Source organism: Burkholderia sp. LK4, assembly GCF_001043615.1.
Classification (GTDB): Bacteria; Pseudomonadota; Gammaproteobacteria; order Burkholderiales; family Burkholderiaceae; genus Burkholderia; species Burkholderia cepacia.
The window spans coordinates 95,988-114,090 of record NZ_LDUL01000061.1 but is presented as its reverse complement, the minus strand read 5'-3'; the positions used below and the strand labels follow the sequence as shown (position 1 = coordinate 114,090).

Annotated in this window: 15 protein-coding genes; 8 read left to right on the top strand and 7 right to left on the bottom strand. The window is 67.8% G+C overall.

The genetic code is table 11. The features are described 5' to 3' along the window. Positions 1–133 (top strand): aldehyde dehydrogenase family protein (locus VK92_RS40800; protein ID WP_122982936.1); only part of this gene is annotated, 133 nt, incomplete at its 5' end. 45 nt (positions 134–178) lie between these two features. On the opposite strand, the gene VK92_RS28245 is transcribed toward VK92_RS40800, so the two are convergent. Next, positions 179–2,419, bottom strand: a complete 2,241-nt coding sequence (locus VK92_RS28245; RefSeq protein ID WP_048025987.1) for a TonB-dependent receptor — start codon at positions 2,417–2,419, stop codon at positions 179–181. Positions 2,420–2,741: 322 nt separating this feature from the next. Here VK92_RS28245 and VK92_RS28240 point away from each other — a divergent pair, with 322 nt between their 5' ends. Continuing rightward, positions 2,742–3,806, top strand: coding sequence for an asparaginase (locus tag VK92_RS28240; protein ID WP_021161381.1), 1,065 nt, complete (start codon positions 2,742–2,744; stop codon positions 3,804–3,806). 101 nt (positions 3,807–3,907) lie between these two features. Here the strand turns inward: VK92_RS28240 and VK92_RS28235 are convergent, their stop codons facing one another. Beyond that, positions 3,908–4,882, bottom strand: a complete 975-nt coding sequence (locus tag VK92_RS28235; RefSeq protein WP_027791264.1) for a LysR family transcriptional regulator — start codon at positions 4,880–4,882, stop codon at positions 3,908–3,910. Positions 4,883–5,016: 134 nt separating this feature from the next. On the opposite strand from VK92_RS28235, the gene VK92_RS28230 reads away from it, so the two are divergent. Beyond that, complete coding sequence (locus VK92_RS28230; RefSeq protein ID WP_021161379.1) at positions 5,017–6,423, top strand: aspartate ammonia-lyase; 1,407 nt, start codon at positions 5,017–5,019, stop codon at positions 6,421–6,423. Between the two features lie 106 nt (positions 6,424–6,529). After that, entirely contained in the window at positions 6,530–8,041 is a 1,512-nt protein-coding gene (locus VK92_RS28225) for an amino acid permease (RefSeq protein WP_048025988.1), read from the top strand. 49 nt (positions 8,042–8,090) lie between these two features. Here VK92_RS28225 and VK92_RS28220 read toward each other — a convergent pair whose 3' ends face one another. Then, positions 8,091–8,774: an alpha/beta hydrolase gene (locus VK92_RS28220; protein WP_048025989.1), complete on the bottom strand. Its 684-nt coding sequence runs from the start codon at positions 8,772–8,774 to the stop codon at positions 8,091–8,093. Between the two features lie 260 nt (positions 8,775–9,034). Between VK92_RS28220 and VK92_RS28215 the strand changes: the two genes are divergently transcribed. Next, on the top strand, positions 9,035–9,277 hold the full coding sequence (locus VK92_RS28215) for an antitoxin (RefSeq protein ID WP_048025990.1): 243 nt from the start codon (positions 9,035–9,037) through the stop codon (positions 9,275–9,277). Continuing rightward, positions 9,274–9,681, top strand: a complete 408-nt coding sequence (locus VK92_RS28210; protein ID WP_048025991.1) for a type II toxin-antitoxin system VapC family toxin — start codon at positions 9,274–9,276, stop codon at positions 9,679–9,681. Before VK92_RS28215 ends, VK92_RS28210 begins: the two co-directional genes overlap by 4 nt. A 96-nt stretch (positions 9,682–9,777) precedes the next feature. On the opposite strand, the gene VK92_RS28205 is transcribed toward VK92_RS28210, so the two are convergent. Together VK92_RS28205 and VK92_RS28200 are read right to left on the bottom strand one after the other, a co-directional pair. Then, entirely contained in the window at positions 9,778–11,265 is a 1,488-nt protein-coding gene (locus VK92_RS28205) for an aldehyde dehydrogenase (RefSeq protein WP_048025992.1), read from the bottom strand. An 18-nt stretch (positions 11,266–11,283) separates the two neighbouring features. Then, positions 11,284–11,862: a thioesterase family protein gene (locus VK92_RS28200; RefSeq protein ID WP_048025993.1), complete on the bottom strand. Its 579-nt coding sequence runs from the start codon at positions 11,860–11,862 to the stop codon at positions 11,284–11,286. A 262-nt stretch (positions 11,863–12,124) separates the two neighbouring features. Between VK92_RS28200 and VK92_RS28195 the strand changes: the two genes are divergently transcribed. Further along, a complete protein-coding gene (locus VK92_RS28195) occupies positions 12,125–13,255 on the top strand; it encodes a porin (RefSeq protein ID WP_048025994.1) in 1,131 nt (376 codons plus the stop codon). Positions 13,256–13,298: 43 nt separating this feature from the next. Further along, the gene (locus tag VK92_RS28190) at positions 13,299–14,690 is read left to right on the top strand and encodes an FAD-binding oxidoreductase (RefSeq protein WP_048025995.1); all 1,392 of its coding nucleotides are present in this window, start codon (positions 13,299–13,301) and stop codon (positions 14,688–14,690) included. Positions 14,691–14,765: 75 nt separating this feature from the next. Here VK92_RS28190 and VK92_RS28185 read toward each other — a convergent pair whose 3' ends face one another. Both VK92_RS28185 and VK92_RS28180 read right to left on the bottom strand, forming a co-directional pair. Continuing rightward, the gene (locus tag VK92_RS28185) at positions 14,766–16,895 is read right to left on the bottom strand and encodes an acetate--CoA ligase family protein (protein ID WP_048025996.1); all 2,130 of its coding nucleotides are present in this window, start codon (positions 16,893–16,895) and stop codon (positions 14,766–14,768) included. Positions 16,896–16,945: 50 nt separating this feature from the next. Continuing rightward, positions 16,946–18,103 carry an acyl-CoA dehydrogenase family protein gene (locus VK92_RS28180; RefSeq protein ID WP_048025997.1) on the bottom strand — a complete coding sequence of 386 codons (1,158 nt, stop codon included), beginning with the start codon at positions 18,101–18,103 and terminating at the stop codon, positions 16,946–16,948.

Here is an 18,103-nt window from a genome sequence, read left to right as displayed (position 1 = left end):
CGAAGTGCCGGGCTACCGGCTCGAGCTGACGCCGTTCGGCGGCGTGAAGGATTCGGGGCTGGGGTACAAGGAGGGCGTGCAGGAAGCGATGAAGAGCTTCACGAACGTGAAGACGTATTCGCTGCCGTGGTGAGCGCGGCGAGGAGGGGCGTACCACGCCCTCCCGCCGCCAACCGCGTTACTGATAGAAGTTGAGCGTGACCATCGCCGAACGGCCCGGCGCCCAGGTCGCGTAGATCGGGTACGCGCTCGCGTAATACTTCTTGTCGAACAGGTTCTGCACGTTCAGCTGGACGTCCATCGTCTTGTTCACGCGCCAGGTGGCGGCCGCGTCGAAGCGCGCGTAGCCGGGCGTCCATTTCTTCGTCGTCGCGGATACCGACGCATAGGTCTGGCTCATCACCGTCGCACCGGCGCCGAGCGTGAGCTTCGGCATCACGTCGTAGCTCGTCCACAGCGTGAAGTTGTGCTTCGGCACCATCACCATCGGCAGGCCCGATGCGCCCGGGCTGCCGGGGCCCGCGTCGGTCGTGATCGCGTTCAGGTACGAGTAGCCGCCGAACACGTGCCACTTCGGCGTCATGTTGCCCGCGAAGCCGAATTCGAAACCGCGCACGCGCTGCTTGCCCGCGTTGACCGTGTGACCGAGGCCGTCGCTCACGCGCGCGTTGGTCTTCTCGGTCTGGAACAGCGCCGACGTCAGCGACAGTTGATCCCGCAGCACGTCCCACTTCGCGCCGATCTCGATGTTGCGCGAGCGCTCCGGCGCGAGGTCCTGGTTCGTCGCGGTGATCTGGTCGGTGCCGCCGCCGAGGCCGCCGTTCGACCCCGGCGGGTTCGACGACGTGCCGTACGACGCATACAGGCTCACGTTGCTCACCGGCTTGAACACGAGGCCGAACTGGTAGCTGAACAGGTTCGACGTGTTCGACAGGTCGGCGACGCCGGCCTGCTTGCCGGTCGTGTCGTAGCGGTCGAAGCGCAGCCCCGTGTTGAACTGCCAGCGCTCGGACAGCTTCACGGTATCGAAGATGTACGCCGACACGGTGTCGGTGCGCGTGTTCGTCGTCGCGCCGGGGAAGCCCTTGTCGCCGTTCAGCACGATGCTGCCGGTCCACGGCATGTTCGGGTTCCAGCCGCCCGCGAGCGGCGTGCAGTTGCCGGCCACCGAGCACGGGCCGCCCGAGCGGATGTTGTGGCCGGCCGCATCCGATACGAGGTAGCCCTCGTAGCGCGCCTGTTCATGGCTGAACTCGACGCCGGCCGTCATCGTGTGCCTCATGCCGAACAGGCTCGCGCTGCCGGTCACCTCGGTCTGGTTCGAGAAGCCGTTGAGCGCGTACTTGCCGCTCTTTGCCTGCAGGCTCAGCATGTTCGGGTTCGACGCGAGGATCTGCGGGTTCGTCGCGACGTAATCGAGCGTCGAGCGGCCGAACATCGTCGTGTTCTTCAGCTTCCAGTCGTCGTTGAGCTTGTGCTCGACGCGCACTTCGGCGGTGTCGGTCTGCCCGTAGCGGTAGTCGCGCGTGTTCAACCCGAAGAACTGCCCGCGATCGGTCGGCACCGGCGTGCCGCCCGACGCGCGGAACGGCACGCTGAAGTCCGGCATGTCGTACGAGTTCATGTGGTAATAGCTGACCGTGACCGTGGTCGGCGTGTTCAGCCCGAACACGATCGACGGCGCGACACCCCAGCGCTTGTTGTACACGTCGTTGCGGCCGGCCTGGTTCGCGTCGTGACCCATCACGTTCAGGCGCACGGCCGTCGTGTCGTTGATCTTGTGGTTCGCGTCGACCGTCGCGCGCTTGTAGCCGTCGGTGCCGAAGCCGATGCTGCTGTTGATGAAGTCGTCGTTCTTCGGCGTCTTCGTGACGATGTCGATGCTGCCGCCCACCGAGCCGCGGCCCGCATAGACCGAATCGGGGCCCTTGATCACGCTGATCTGCTCGACCGCGAACGTTTCGCGGTTCTGCAGCCCCGAGTCGCGCATCCCGTCGACGAAGATCGAGTTGCGCGATTCGAAGCCGCGGATCACCGGGCGGTCGGCCGACGGGTTCGCGGCCGCATCGCCGCCGAGGAACGTGATGCCCGGTACCGAGCGCAGCGCGTCCGCGAACGACGTGACGTTTTTTTCCTTGATCAGTTGCTCGGGGATCACCGTGACCGAGCGCGGCGTATCGAGCAGCGGCGCGGTGAACTTGTACGACGGCGATTGCTTCACCTGCATGTCCGACGGCGCGGACGACTGGATCGTGATCGTCGGCAGCGTCGCCTGCACGTCGGCCGACGGGGCCGGCTGGTCGGCGGCGGGCGCGGGAGAGGGTACCGTTTCGGCGGAAGCGAGCAGCGGGGTCAGGAAAACGGAGCAGGTCAGCGCCGACACGAGGGCGCGAGGCCTCGTCTTGAACTGGGCGGGCATATCGAGAGGCAGCAGAAGGTTCGGTGAGCGGGCGCGTCTTCTCGATGCAGGCCGGGCAGTGCGGAACATCGGAAAACGTCAATGTGAATGCGTATGATTCGCGTTTGTGATCGCAATTGTACGGATTGGTACCAATTCTGTAAACGATTGAATGGTTTTTGTACTAATTCGGTCAGGTCTTCGTGGGGGCGCGATCGCCTTTGCGTCATATGCAACACCGCTTTCCATGGCCGGGCCGGCGCGTGGCGCGGCGACTCGCTACACTGCCGTACCGGTTGGATGGGCCCCGGCAAGCAGGCCCCGAGCATGGAGACAACATACGATGGACACCCAACGCGCAGCAGTCGTCACGTACCGCGGCAAGGCGATCGAGAACACGCACGTCGCCGATGTGGCGGTGGTCGATGCACGCGGCAGGCTGCTGGCCCGGTTCGGCAATCCGTTCCGGATGACGCTCGCGCGGTCGGCGGCGAAGCCGGCCCAGGCGCTGTCGGTGATCGAGACGGGTGCGCCCGAGCGCTTCGGCTTCGACGATGCGGACATCGCGCTGATGTGCGCGTCGCACAGCAGCGAGGACCGGCATATCGAACGCACGCGCGCGATGCTCGCAAAAGTCGCCGCGCAGGAATCGGACTTGCGTTGCGGCGGCCACCCGCCGTTGTCCGACGCGGTGTACCGTGCGTGGATCAAGCGCGACTACACGCCGACCGGCGTATGCAGCAACTGTTCGGGCAAGCATGTCGGGATGCTGGCCGGCGCGCAGGCGATCGGCGCCGCGATCGCCGATTACCATCTGCCCGAGCATCCGATGCAGGTGCGCGTGAAGCAGGTGATGGCCGATGCGTGCGGGCTGCGCGACGACGAAGTGGGCTGGGCGATCGACGGGTGCAACCTGCCGACGCCGGCGTTTCCGCTGGACCGGCTGGCGCGCCTGTACGCATCGCTGGCCGACGGGGCGGATACGGTGGAGGCGGGCGGTGATGCAATCAGCGATCGCGTGCGCGCGCTGGCGCGCATTCATCGTGCGATGACCGCGTATCCGGAACTGGTGGCCGGCGACGGGCGCTATTGCACGGTGCTGATGAAGGCGTTCGACGGGCAGGTGGTCGGCAAGCTCGGCGCCGATGCGTGCTACGGGATCGGCGTGCGTGCGTCGGCGCGCACGCGGCAGCTGGGCGCCGATGGCGCGCTCGGCATCTCGGTGAAGATCGAGGACGGCAATCTCGACGTGCTCTACATGGTCGTCAGCGAGCTCCTCGAGCGGCTGCAGATCGGCACGGCCGGGCAGCGCGCGCAACTGGCCGCTTTCCATCGACCGCCGATGCGCAACACGCAGGGCGTCGAGATCGGGCACGCCACGTTCCCGTTCGAATTGCAGCCGGCCTGACCGGCGCGGATGCGCCGCCGCCGACGGCCCGCACACCGGGCCGGGCGCGGCGGCGGGCCCATGCCTGCCGGCCGGCGCGGGCATGAACGCGGGCGCAGGTGCTACGTGCGCGCGCCGCGAATCTTCCCCAGCTCCAGCGCCGACAGCTCGCCGATGTGCGCGAGGTGTTCCGCGAGAAAGTCCTTCAGGACGCGCAGCTTCGCCGAGCTGCGCCGGTTCGCCAGATACGCGATGTAGATGTATTCGCCCGTCAGCCGGTTCAGCAGCCGGTAGCGCGGCAGCACGGCTTCGAGCCGGCCGCTCGCGAGCAGGTCGCGCACCAGCCAGATCTCGAACTCCGCGATGCCGAGCCCCGCGCAGGTCGCTTCGAGCAGCAGCTCCGAATGGTCGGTGACGAGGTTGCCGGCCGGCAGCAGGCTGTGATGCGCGTCGCCGTTCACGAGCTCCCAGCGCGGATCGCCTTCGGGGTGCACGTAGCGCAGGCAGTTGTGTTGCTTGAGGTCGTCCGGCGTGGACGGGCGCCCGCAGCGGTCGAGATAGCCGGGCGTCGCGCACAGGATGCTGTCGTTGCGCGACAGGCGGTGGACGACGAGGTTGTCCAGGTAGTTCTCGCCTTCATGAATGTCGAGGTCGAAGCCACCGGCCACGAGGTCGTTGTGGTTGTCGGTGAGGCGCACGTCGAGCTGGATCGTCGGGTAGCGCGCGAGAAACGGCGCGACCAGCGGGGCGAGATGGCGGCGGCCGAACGCAACCGGCGCGGTGAGCTTCAGCGGGCCGCTCGGCTGCGCATTCAGTTCGGCGACGACACGCAGCGTGTCGTCGAGATCGGCGATCAGCGTGACGGCGCGTTCCAGGTAGATATGGCCGGCCTCGGTCAGCGTGACGCTGTGCGTCGAGCGGTGCAGCAGCGCGACGCCGAGTGCCTCCTCGATCGCCGTGACCTTGCGCGCGACCGTCGACGTCGACACGTGCATCTCCTTCGCGACCGCCGAAAAACTCCCTGTTTCGACCACTCTCACGAACGCGCGCATCGCGCCCATGTGATCGATGCCGGTTTCTCTCGCGCCTTTTTTCATTCGATTCTCGCTGTTGCGTCCCACGCAAAACCGCTTTCGATAATACATAAGCGAGCTTGTTTTTGCAAAGGCATAGAATGCGAACCCGTCGCGTCGGGAAGCGGCGAGCGGTACGAGACATCCAGGAGGGCACGATGACAGAAAACGGCTTCCGCGTCGAAGCGGATCTTTTAGGCAAACGAAGTATTCCGGACGACGCGTATTACGGCGTCCATACGCTGCGCGCGAAAGAGAACTTCGACATTTCGGGCCGCACCATCGCGTCGCTGCCGTACCTCGTGATGGCGCTCGCTGCCGTGAAGGAGGCCGCGGCCGACGCGAACTGCGAGCTCGGGCTGCTGCCGCGACCGTACCGCGATGCGATCGCCGCCGCGTGCGTCGAGATTCGCGAAGGGCGCCTGCACGACCAGTTCGTCGTCGACGTGATCCAGGGCGGGGCCGGCACGTCGACCAACATGAACGCGAACGAGGTGATCTGCAACCGCGCGCTCGAACTCATGGGGCACGCGCGCGGGCAGTACGAATACCTGCATCCGAACGAACACGTCAATCTCGCGCAGAGCACCAACGATGTCTATCCGACCGCGATCCGCGTCGCGACCTGCTTCGCGCTCGAGCACCTGCTCGAAGCGATGGCGCGCCTGCGCGATGCGTTCGCCGAGCGGGCCGACGCTTTCGCCGGCCTGCTGAAGCTCGGCCGCACGCAATTGCAGGACGCGGTGCCGATGACGCTCGGCCAGGAATTCTCGACCTACGCGGTAATGCTGACGGAAGACATTGCACGCCTGCAGGAAGCCGGCTGGCTGATTCGCGAGATCAACCTCGGCGCGACCGCGATCGGCACGGGCATCACCGCGCATCCGCAATACGCGGAGAAGGCGCTGGCGGCGCTGCGGCGCATTACCGGGCTCGACCTGAGCACCGCGCCGAACCTGATCGAGGCGACCCAGGATTGCGGCGCGTTCGTGCAGGTCTCGGGCGTGCTCAAGCGGATCGCCGTGAAGCTGTCGAAGATCTGCAACGACCTGCGGCTGCTGTCGAGCGGCCCGCGCGCGGGGTTCGGCGAGATCAACCTGCCGCCGGTGCAGGCCGGCTCGTCGATCATGCCCGGCAAGGTGAATCCGGTGATCCCGGAAGTCGTCAACCAGGTTGCGTTCGAGGTGTTCGGCAACGACCTGACCGTGACCTTCGCCGCCGAGGCCGGGCAGCTTCAGCTCAACGCGTTCGAGCCGGTGATCGCCAGCGCGCTGTTCCGCAGCTTCAGCCACCTGACGGCCGCCTGCACGACGCTGGCGCAGCGCTGCGTGAGCGGGATCACCGCGAACCCCGAGCGGCTGCGCGAAACGATGGAGCGCTCGGTCGCACTTGCGACCGCGCTGAATCCGTACATCGGCTACAAGCGCGCGACCGCCGTCGCGGCCGAAGCGCACGCGACCGGCAAGTCGATTCGCGAGGTCGTACTCGAGCGCGAGTGGATGACCGATGCACAGGTAGACGAAGCGCTTCGGCCCGAAGCGCTGATCCGGCCGCGCGTGCTTTGACGCCGGCCGAGGGCCGCCGGCGCGCGCGTCGAGCGCCCGGCGGGCCGCCATTTCATCAGCGCCCCCGCGCGGGGCGCGACACATCAAGAAACTACGGAGACTCACGATGAACCACAGCAGCGAGCGCCCGGCCGGTCCGGCCGGCGGCGCGGATTCCCGTCATGCCGATCCCGACGCGATGTTCGCGTCGCACGAGGCCGGTTACGCGAAGCAGTTGAAGCCGCGGCACGTGCAGATGATCGCGATGGGCGGTGCGATCGGCACCGGCCTCTTTCTCGGTGCGGGTGGACGCCTGCAGAGCGCGGGGCCCGCGCTCGCGCTCGTGTATCTCGTCTGCGGCGTGTTCGCCTTCCTGATCATGCGCGCGCTCGGCGAGCTCGTGATGCACCGGCCGACCAGCGGCAGCTTCGTGTCGTACGCGCGGGAGTTCATGGGCGAGCGCGCATCGTTCGTCGCGGGCTGGATGTACTACCTGAACTGGGCGACGACCGGTATCGTCGACATCACGGCGGTCGCGATCTACATGAAGTACTGGGCCGTGTTCACGGACGTGCCGCAGTGGGTGTTCGCGCTCGGTGCGCTCGGGATCGTGTCGGTGATGAACATGATCGGCGTGAAGGTGTTCGGCGAGATGGAGTTCTGGTTCTCGCTCGTCAAGGTGGGGACGCTCGCGGTGTTCCTCGCGGTGGGCGCGGTGTTTCTCGCGAGCGGCCATCCGGTCGCCGGGCAGATGCCGGGGCTTCACCTGGTCGCGGATCACGGCGGGATCTTTCCGCACGGCCTCCTGCCGGCGGTGCTGATCGTGCAGGGCGTCGTGTTCGCGTACGCGAGCATCGAGCTCGTCGGCGTCGCGGCGGGCGAGACCGCCGATGCGCGCAAGGTGCTGCCGAAGGCGATCAACAGCGTGATGTGGCGCATTGCGCTGTTCTATGTCGGCTCCGTCGTGCTGTTGACGATGCTGCTGCCGTGGACGGCATACAGCTCGCACGAAAGCCCGTTCGTGACGTTCTTCAGCAAGCTCGGCGTGCCGTACGTCGGCACCGTGATGAACGTCGTGGTGCTGACCGCCGCGCTGTCGAGCCTGAACTCCGGCCTCTATTCGACCGGGCGCGTGCTGCGCTCGCTGGCGATGGGCGGATCGGCGCCGCGCTTCGTGTCGCGAATGAACGCACGCGGCGTGCCGTACGGCGGGATCCTGATCACGGTCGCGATCAACGCGATCGGCGTGCCGTTGAACTACATCGTGCCGGCGCAGGCGTTCGAGATCGTGCTGAACATGGCGTCGCTCGGGATCATCACGACCTGGGGCTTCATCGTCATGTGCCAGATCCTGTTCCGCCGCGCGGTCGATCGCGGCGAGCTGAAGGCCGTGTCGTTCCGGATGCCCGGCGCGCCGTTCACGTCGTGGCTCACGCTGGCCTTCCTCGTCGGCGTGCTGGTGCTGATGGCGTTCGACTATCCGGGCGGCACGTGGACCATCGCGATGATTCCGGTCGTCGTGCTCGCACTCGTGGTGGGCTGGAAGCTGGCGAAGCGCGGTGCCGCGCGAGAGCAGGCGGCGAATGCGCGTACGTCCGTGGCCACGGGCGCCGTCACCGATCCGGCGCGGGGCGCCTGACGGTACTCGCCGGGTGCGCCGCGCCGGATCGGCCGGCGCACCGGCGCAGTCAGTTCAAGCCGGCGCGTTCACCGACCCATCGGCTGAAGTCGCCGGCCATTTCCTCGGTCAGTTCGTGACCGGCGTCGTACAGCCGCGTATCGTGCGCGACACCGAGCGACGTGAGTGTCGCGTCGGCGGTGTCGGCCCACGCGACGGGCAGCTTGTCGTCGAAGCGGCCGTGCACGATCAGCGCATGGAGCGGGCGAAGCGCATCGCGCGGCGCGATCAGCGGATCGATTTCGGGCAGGATGCGCCCGCACAGCACCGCGAAGGCGGCGACATCGTCCGGCGACGTGAGGCCGACGCCCGCGCTCATGATGCCGCCCTGGCTGAAGCCGGCGATCACGGTCGGCAATGCGGAAGCCGCGCCGTCGCGGGCGCGGAAGGCACGCAGCAGCGTGATCAGCTGAATGCGGCTTTCGTCCGCGCGGGCTGCGTCGATTTCGGGGCCGTTCGGGCCGAAGCGCACCGGAAACCATGCATGCTGGCCGGGCCCGAACGTGAGCGGGGCGCGCAGGAACGCGATCTCGATCCGAGGATCGATAATGCCGGCCAGGATCAGCAGGTTGGTTTCGTTGCCGCCGACGCCATGCAGCAGCAACAGGCGGGCAACGGGGCGGCCGGCGGCCGGGCGCAGCCGGTATTGGAGGCCCGACTGGGGATCGGTGGTCAGCGGCAGGACGTCGGTCATTGCGTGAATCCGGAAGGGGAACGATGCGACAGTCTAGAGCGTACGGGCGGGCGGGTGAATCGTCGGCGAGCGATTGATTGTTTCCTGATGGGAATGAATTCGGTGCTGGATCATGTCGGGGACAAATCACCGTCATCGCGGCGCCTGGAGCGGCCTGAATACCGAAGCATCCACCGCCGACAGGCCGATCGGCCGACTCGTTATCCTCACGTACCGTTGCTAAAGTAGATACATTTTGTAGATACGTGAGAGGCGTGAAGATGGACATTGCCAAGATCTTCAAGCATGGCGGATCGCAGGCCGTCCGGCTGCCGAAGGATTTCCGATTCGACACGGCCGAGGTCAGGATTCGCCGCCACGGATCGTCGGTCGTTCTCGAGCCGGTGCCGCAGGACTGGGCATGGCTGACGCCGCTGATCGGGCCGGTCGACGCCGACTTCGAGGCTGCCGCGACCACGCAGCCCTCCGCGCAGGAGCGGCCGGATCTGGACGTATTCGAATGAAGTTCCTGCTGGATACCAACGCGGTGATCGCCATTCTCAAGGGCGAGCCGGCCATCCTGTCCCGACTGCGGTCGCATCAGCCGGGCGATTTCGGGATACCGGCGATCGTCGCGCATGAACTCTATTACGACGCCTGCAAGAGCCAGCGAGTGGCGGCGAACGTGGCGCGTGTCGAGGCGCTTCAGTTCGAGGTCGCATCGTTCGATGTCGAGGATGCGCAGCATGCCGGCGAAATTCGCGCACATCTGATCGCGGCTGGTACGCCGATCGGCCCTTATGACGCATTGATCGCAGGGCAGGCACGCGCGCGGCAACTGGTGCTGATCACGCATGACATCCGGGAATTCGAGCGCGTCCCGGGGCTGCTTGTCGAGGATTGGTTCGCTGAGCTACGCGAAAACTGACCGCATTGCGGTCACGCGGCGACCGGAACGGATGCCCGATCGCCGAATCCGGCGCGCCACGCGCTCGCGATCCGGCCTGCGAGCGCCGCGCACGTCCTACCGAAGCCGGATGATCGTCGACTTCAGTTCCGTGTATTTCTCCAGCGCGTGCAGCGAGTTGTCGCGCCCGTTGCCCGACTCCTTGAAGCCGCCGAACGGGAAGTTCATGTCATCGGTTTCCTCGTAGCCGTTCACCCACACCGTGCCGGCCCGCAGCCGGCGCGCGGTTTCGTGCGCGGTCGTCAGGTTCGCCGTCCACACCGATGCCGCGAGCCCGTAGCGCGTGTCGTTGGCGAGCGCGACGGCCGCGTCGAGATCGTCGAATGTCGTGACGGCGAGCACGGGCCCGAAGATCTCCTCGCGCACGATCCGCGCATCGGCGCGCGGGCAGTCGAACACGGTCGGCTCGACGTACTGGCCGCCGCTTGCGGTACGTGCGCGCTTGCCGCCCGCCAGCAGGATCGCCTCGTCGCGGCCGGCATCGATGTAGCCGAGCACGCGCTCGACCTGCGCCGCGTCGATCAGGCTGCCCATCCGCGTGTCGGGCGACAGCGGATCGCCGGGCGCATAGTCGGGCGCGATCGCGAGCACGCGCGCGACCAACGCGTCGCGAATCTCGCGATGGACGAGCAGGCGCGAGCCGGCCGTGCACATCTGCCCGGTGTTGTAGAACACCGCGTGCGCGACGGTGCGCGCCGCGCGGTCGAGGTCGGGGCAGTCCGGCAGCACGATCTGCGGCGACTTGCCGCCGAGTTCGAGCCACACCCGCTTCAGGTTCGAATCGGCCGCGCAGCGCGCGACCTTGTGGCCGACTGCGGTCGAGCCGGTAAACGCGATGCAGTCCACGTCCGGATGGCGCGCGAGCGCTTCGCCCGCATCGCCGAAGCCCGGCAGCACGTTGAGCACGCCGGCCGGCAACCCGGCCTGCGCGGCGAGCGCGGCGAGCCGCAGCGCACTCAGCGGCGATTTCTCCGACGGTTTCAGTACGACGCTGTTGCCGGCCGCGAGCGCGGGCGCGCATTTCCACATCGCGATCATCGCGGGGAAATTCCACGGCACGACCGCGGCGACCACGCCGATCGGTTCGCGCGTGACGAGCCCGACGAGATGCGCATCGGCCGGCGCGACTTCGCCGCCGGTCTTGTCGATCGCTTCCGCGAACCACTCGGCGCAATACGCGGTGGACGGAATGTCGACCGCGGTCGTATCGGCGATCGGCTTGCCGGTATCGAGCGTCTCGAGCAGCGCGAGATCGTCCGCGTGCTCGCGGATCAGCACGGCCCAGCGCAGCAGCACGCGCTTGCGTTCGCGCGGCGTCGCGCCGCGCCATGCGCCGTGCTCGAACGCATGCCGCGCGGCCGCGACCGCGAGGTCGGCGTCGGCCTGCCGGCAATGCGCGACCGGGGCAAGCACGCGGCCGTCGATCGGGCTCGTGCATGCGAAGGTCGCGCCGTCGTGCGCGTCGCGGAACGCGCCGTCAACGAAGGCGCGCGATTCGATTTCGAGTTGGCCGGCGCGCGTGCGCCAGGCGTCGTTCGTCAGCATGGAAGGCTCCGTCGTGATTCAGCGTGAAGCGGGGGCGGGGCGGCGGATCGCGATCGCGCGGCCCGCATGAGGTTCGCGCGGCGCGCGCGCATGTTCGGCGTGAATCGCGTCGAGATGCCGGCGCATCGTGTCGGGAAACGGCGCGGAGCGCTTCGCGCGCATATCGACGTGGGTCAGCAGTTGCTCGCCGGTCGCGAGCTGCGCACCGGTCGTTGCGTGATGCATCGAATGGAACACGTGCAGGCGCCGATCGTCGACATCGAGCAGCCGCAGCGTGAGCCTGAGCGGTTCGCCGAGCATCGCTTCGCCGAGGTGGCGAATATGCGTCTCCGCCGAAAACATCGAGCAGCCGGCTGCGCGATAGTCGTCGTCGATGCCGAAGTAGCGGAAGAACGCGTCGCTGCTGTCGCCGAACACGAACAGGTAGCACGATTCGCTCATGTGGCCGTTGTAGTCGACCCATTCGGGTTGCACGCTGCAGCGGTGCAGTTCGAGCGGCGTCGCGATCGGTGCGCCCGGGTCGTACGGGCGAGACTTCTGTCCTTCGTAGGCCGAGCGCAGGCGCGGCTCGGCGGCGGGGCTGAGGTGGGTCGTCATCCAGTGCACTCCCAGGTTCGGAACGGGCCCGCACGTCGTCCGCGGGGCTGCCGGTCGATGTTATGACGGGTTGAACGTTTTTTCAATAAAGATATCGCCGATGGGTGTAAACACCGGTGCCGGCCGATGCCTCAATCGATTGAACATTCATTCAACGAAATCTATACTCGCCAGCGCCGCGATGCCGAAGCGAAGCAGGCGGGCGGTCTTTCACGAACAACGACAATCGAACCGCGTCGCGCGGAAACTGGAGACACCGGAAATGAAGAAACGCTTCCTGCTGGCCGGCATGATGTCGGTGATGGTCCACGGCTATGCGCACGCGCAGAGCAGCGTATCGCTGTACGGGATCATCGACGGCGGCATCACCTATGTGAACAATACGGGCGGCGCGCATGCGTATCTGTTCGACGACGGCGTGTCGTACGGCAACCGCGTCGGCCTGATGGGTACCGAGGATCTCGGCGGCGGCAACAAGGCCGTGTTCAAGCTCGAGAACGGCTTCCGGCTCGGCACCGGCAAGCTGAACCAGGGCGGCGCGATGTTCGGGCGCCAGGCTTACGTGGGGCTCGGCAACGAGTGGGGCACGCTGACGTTCGGCAATCAGTACGACTTCGCGTTCGACTTCACGGCGGCCTACAACGTCAGCGCGTTCGGCAGCGGCTACGGCGTGCACCTTGGCGATTTCGACCGCCAGAGCGGCGACCGGCTGCAGAATGCGGTGAAGTTCGTCAGCAACAGCTTCCACGGGCTCGTGGTCGGCGGCATGTACTCGTTCAGCAACGACGCGGGCAGTTTCCACGACGGCAGCGCGTGGAGCGTCGGCGCGACCTATACGCACGGCGATTTCTCGGCGGGCGGCAACTATACGCGGCTCAATTCGCCGCGCGGGCTCGCGGCGCTCGACCCGTATGCGCAGATGGGCGTGACCACGATGCTCGGGCAGACGGTCGCGACGATCGATCCGGCGACGGGCGCCGTCACCGACCTGCACGGCTCGACGCCGTTTGCGATCAATTCGCAGTCGATCTTCGGGATCGGCGCGTCGTATACGCTCGGCAAGCTGACGTTCGACGCGGACTTCAGCAACACGACATTCAAGGGCTACGGGCAATCGTCGACGATGCGCGTGTACGAGGCGGGCGTCCTGTACCAGGCAACGGCTCCGCTGTCGCTCGTCGCCGGCTACCAGTACACGACGTTCGAAGGCCATCACTGGCACGAAGTTGCGCTCGGCACGCACTACGCACTGTCGAAGCGCACCGACGTGTACGCGGCGGTCGACTGGATGCGCGCGTCGAACGGCGTGGATGCGGTGATCGGCTACAGCTTCGCGCCGTCGACGAGCCGCACGCAGGCCGCCGCACGCATCGGCATGCGTCACAACTTCTGATCCTTCCTTCACCAAGGGCCGGGAACGGCCGGCCCCGTCGACCATGTCCGATATTTCCTCGAACGGCGACGTCGTCGCCGCGCTGCGCGATGCGCTCGGCGACGATTGCGTGAGCACCGGCGACGCGATCGGCGCGCGCCATTTCACGAACTACGGCGAAGCGCCGGGTGCGCGGCCGCGTGCATTGCTGCGGCCGCGCAGCGTCGGCGACGTAAGCCGCGCGCTCGCGATCTGCACCGCCTACCGGCAGACGGTCGTGCCGCAGGGCGGGATGACGGGGCTCGCGGGCGGCGCGGCGCCGGCCGCGGGCGACGTCGCGCTGTCGCTCGAACGGATGACGGGTATCGTCGAAATCGACGCAGACGCGGCGACCGTCACGGCCTGGGCCGGCACCACGCTACAGGATCTGCAACAAGCGGCGGACGAAGCGGGGTTCGCGCTCGGCGTCGATCTCGGCGCGCGCGGCTCGTGCCAGATCGGCGGCAATGTCGCGACCAACGCGGGCGGCAACCGTGTGATCCGCTACGGCGCCACGCGTGAACAAGTGCTCGGCCTCGAAGTGGTGTTGGCCGACGGCACTGTGCTGGGCTCGCTGAACAAGTTGCTGAAAAACAACGCGGGATACGACCTGCGGCAGATCTTCGTGGGCAGCGAAGGCACGCTCGGCATCGTCACGCGTGTCGTGCTGCGGCTGCATCCGAAGCTTGCCGCACCGTCGACCGCGCTGTGCGCGGTGCGCGACACGGCCGCGGCGCTCGCGCTGCTGCGCGACGCGCGGGCGTCCTGCGCGGACTTGCTGAGTTTCGAGACGATGTGGCCGGCGTTCTACGGCTACGTCACCGAACACACGCCGGGCCTGCGTGCGCCGTTGCCGGCAGACGGCGGCGTCAAGGTGCTGATCGAGTGCGCAAGCGGCGACGCGGCGCAGACCGCCGAGCGATTCGAGGCCGTACTGGCCGGCTGGCTCGAACGCGGGTTGATCGACGACGCGGCGCTCGCGCAGAGCGCCGCGGACGCGCAGGCGTTCTGGACATTGCGGGAAGGGCTCGCGATCGACGCGCTGCCCGGCCTGGTGAATTTCGACGTTGGGATTCCGCTGCGCGAGACCGCGGCGTTCATCGACGCGTGCGATCGCGCGCTGACGACGCGCTGGCCCGGCGCGCACGTGTTCTTCTTCGGGCATCTCGGCGACAGCAACCTGCATGTCTGCGTATCGGCGCCGTATTTGACGGGCGAAAGCGTGCACGACGTCGACGCGGTGCTGTATCCGCTGGTGCGCAACGCGGGCGGATCGGTGTCGGCCGAGCATGGAATCGGGCGCTACAAGCGCGACTGGCTCGGCTGTTCGCGCAGCGACGCCGAACTGGCCGCGATGCGCACGCTCAAGCACGCATTCGATCCGCTCGGGCTGCTCAATCCCGGCAAGGTGCTCTGAGCGCTGCGCCGCGCGGCGGGATCCGGCCCGCTCACGCATCGCGCGAGCGGGCCGGTGCGCTTCATGCCCGCTGTCTCAGGTGTCGAGTCTCACCAGCGCGTCGACCGCGACCGCGCCGTGTTCCATAGCCAGCAGCGGATTGACGTCGAGCTCGACGAGCGTGTCGGCATGCGCCTGCGCGAAGCGCGCGATCGCCATCACGTTCGCGACGATCGCGTCGAGATCGGCCTTCGGCCGCCCGCGATAGCCGGTCAGCAGCGGCCCGAGCTGCAGCCCGAGCAGCGCATCGCGCACGTCGCTTTCCCGTACCGGCAGCAGCAGCGTCGCGGTGTCGCGGATCAGCTCGACCAGCACGCCGCCGGTGCCGAGCACGAGCGCGAGACCGAAGTTCGGCTCGCGCTTCACGCCGACGATCAGCTCGAGCAGCGGCGCGTCGGCCATCTTCTCGACGAGGACGCGCTCCACGCTCACGTCGGGCGCATGACGCGCGACCTGCTCGATCATCCGCTCGACCGCGGCGGCGACGGCCTCGGGCGACGCGAGCTTCAGCGCGACCGCACCGGCCTCGGTCTTGTGCGGCAGGCGATCGCTGACGACCTTCACGCACACCGGAAAACCGAGCCGCCCGGCGGCGGCAGGCGCATCGGCGGGGGCGACACATTCGGCCGGCGGCACGGCGAGCCCGTGCGCGGCCAGCATCCGCTTGCTCGCCCATTCGTCGTGCAGCGTCGCGGCGCCGCCGTCGCCATTGCCGGCCCGCAACACGGGCAGTGCGTTCAGCGCATCGGCATCGAGGATGCGGCGGCGCGTGTCGCCGTAGGTCATCGCCGCGCCGATCGCGTCGATGCCGTCGGCGAGCCCCTGCAGCGGCGCGATGCCGGCCGCGGCCATGCGTGCCGCGTGATCGGGCGGCGTCAGGTCGGGAAACACCGAGATGACCGCGCCGACCACGCCGTGCCGGCGCGCGGACGCCGCGAACGCGCTGGCCGCGATGTCGCACAGCGGCCGTTCGCCGGTGGCTTCCTGCGGATAGTCGAGGATCATCGCGGCCGCGCCCGGGCGATCGGCCAGCAGCGCGTCGCAGCATGCGCGCATCTTGTCGGGGTCGCCCCACGGCGTCGTCGTGAAGTCGAGCGGGTTGGCGATCGTCGCGTAGGCGGGCAGCACGTTGCCGAGTGTGTCGCGGCCCGCGTCGCCGACCGGCGGGAATGCGATGCCGCGTGCTTCGCCGAGATCGGCGACGAGCCCTGCGTCGCCGCCGGACGTCGCGAGTGCGGCCAGCGTGCGGCGCTCGGGCACGCCGGCGATCGCGAGCAGCTTCAGCGTCTCGACGAGACCGACCGGATCCTTCACGCGGATCACGCCGAGCCGCCGGAACAGCGCGTCGTACAGCGCGTCCGAGCCCGCGAGCGAACTCGTGTGGCTCATTGCGAGCTGCGCGCCGAGCGTCGACGTGCCGCTCTTCAGCGCGACGATCGGCACGCCGCGTGCGAGTGCGCGTGCGGCGGCCTCGCTGAACGCGCGCACGTCCTTCAGGCCTTCGAGATGTACGCCGATCGCGCGGATGCGCGGATCGTCGACGAACGCGTCCACGAGGCGCGCAATGTCGACCGATGCCTGGTTGCCGACGCTCGCGAGGTACGCGAACGGCACCGAGCGAGCGCTCATCGACAGGTTGTACGCGAGGTTGCCGCTCTGCGTGATGACGGCGACGCCCGATTCGACGCGCGGCGCACCGTGCGCGACTGGCCACAGTGCGCTGCCGTTCAGGCCGTTGATCAGCCCGTAGCAGTTCGGCCCGAGCACGGCCATGTCGCCGGCCGCGTCGACGAGCGCATGCTGCAGCGCGGCGCCGTCGGAGCCGGTCTCGGAGAAGCCCGACGCGTAGACGATCGCGCCGCCCGCGCCGCGTTCGGCGAGCGCACGCACGACGTCGATCGCCTGCCGTGCGGCCACCGCGACGAACACGGCGTCGGGCGCGGCGGGCAGGTCGGCGACGCTCGCATGGCAGCGTACGCCGTCGATCTCGGCATGGTTCGGGTTGACGAGCCAGATCTCGCCGGCGTAACCGTAGTCGCGACAGCGCTGCACGGCGCCCGCGATGCCGCGTCCGCCGACGAACGCGATGCTGGCCGGCTCGAGCAGCCGGCGCAGGTTGGCCGCGGCGGTGGCGCGGCGATCCCTGACTGCGGGAGAGGAGGTCATGAAAGGTCCTTTCGGAAGTCGTGCCGGATGGGCCGGCGCGATGGTTCGCGTCAGCTGTAGCGTCGGAGGATTTCCTTGGACAGGATGTGCCGCTGGATCTCGGACGTGCCTTCCCAGATGCGCTCGATGCGCGCATCGCGCCAGAAGCGCTCGATCGGCAGCTCGTCCATCAGCCCCATGCCGCCGTAGATCTGCACCGCATGATCGGTCACGCGGCCGAGCGTTTCGGTCGCCAGCAGCTTCGCGAGCGCGGCATCGCCGTCGGTCATCGTGCCCAGGTCGAGCTTCTGCGCGGTGTAGAGCGTGACGAGTTCCGCCGCGCGGATCTCGGTCTGCATGTCGGCGAGCTTGAACGACGTGCCCTGGAATTCGCCGATGCGCTTGCCGAACTGGCGGCGCGTCGCCGCCCATTCGGCGGCCATCTCGAACGCCCGCTGCGCGCGGCCGATGTTGTTGGCCGCGACCATCACGCGGCCGGCGGTGAGCCAGTCGTTCGCGAGATCGAAACCGCGATGTTCTTCGCCGAGGATCTGCGCGGTGCTGACGCGGCAGTCGCTCAGGAAGATTTCCGACTGATGGTAGCCGCGCAGGCTCGTGCAGTGCGGGCCGCGCCGCACGGTCATCCCCGGCGTGTCCTTGTCGATCAGGAAGCAGGTCACGCGCTTGCGTTTCTGGCCGCGCACTTCCTCCTCGCCGGTGACGGCAAACAGGATCACGAAATCGGCCGTATCCGCGTGGCTGATGAAGTGCTTGCTGCCGTTGATCACGTAGTCGTCGCCGTCGCGCACCGCGCGCGTGCGGATGCCCATCGCGTCGGAGCCGGCGTCCGGCTCGGTCAGCGCGAAGCAATCCACGCGCTCGCCGCGCACGGTCGGCTTCAGGTAGCGCTCGATCTGGTCGCCCTTGCACGCCATGAGGATCTTGCTCGGCCGCGCGACGAACACGTGCAGCGCCCAGCTCGTGCGGCCGAGCTCGCGCTCGACGAGCGCCTGCGTCAGGTAGTCGAGGCCCGGGCCGCCGGCACTTTCGGGCATGTTGAACGCGTAGAAACCCAGGTCGATTGCCTTGCGGCGGATCGAAGCGGCGAGTTCGGGCGGCACGTCGTCCGCACGGTCGACCGCGAATTCATGGGGCTGCAGTTCCTTTTCGACGAACTGACGCAACGACGTCACCAGCATTTCCTGCTCATGGGTCAGCGAAAAATCCAT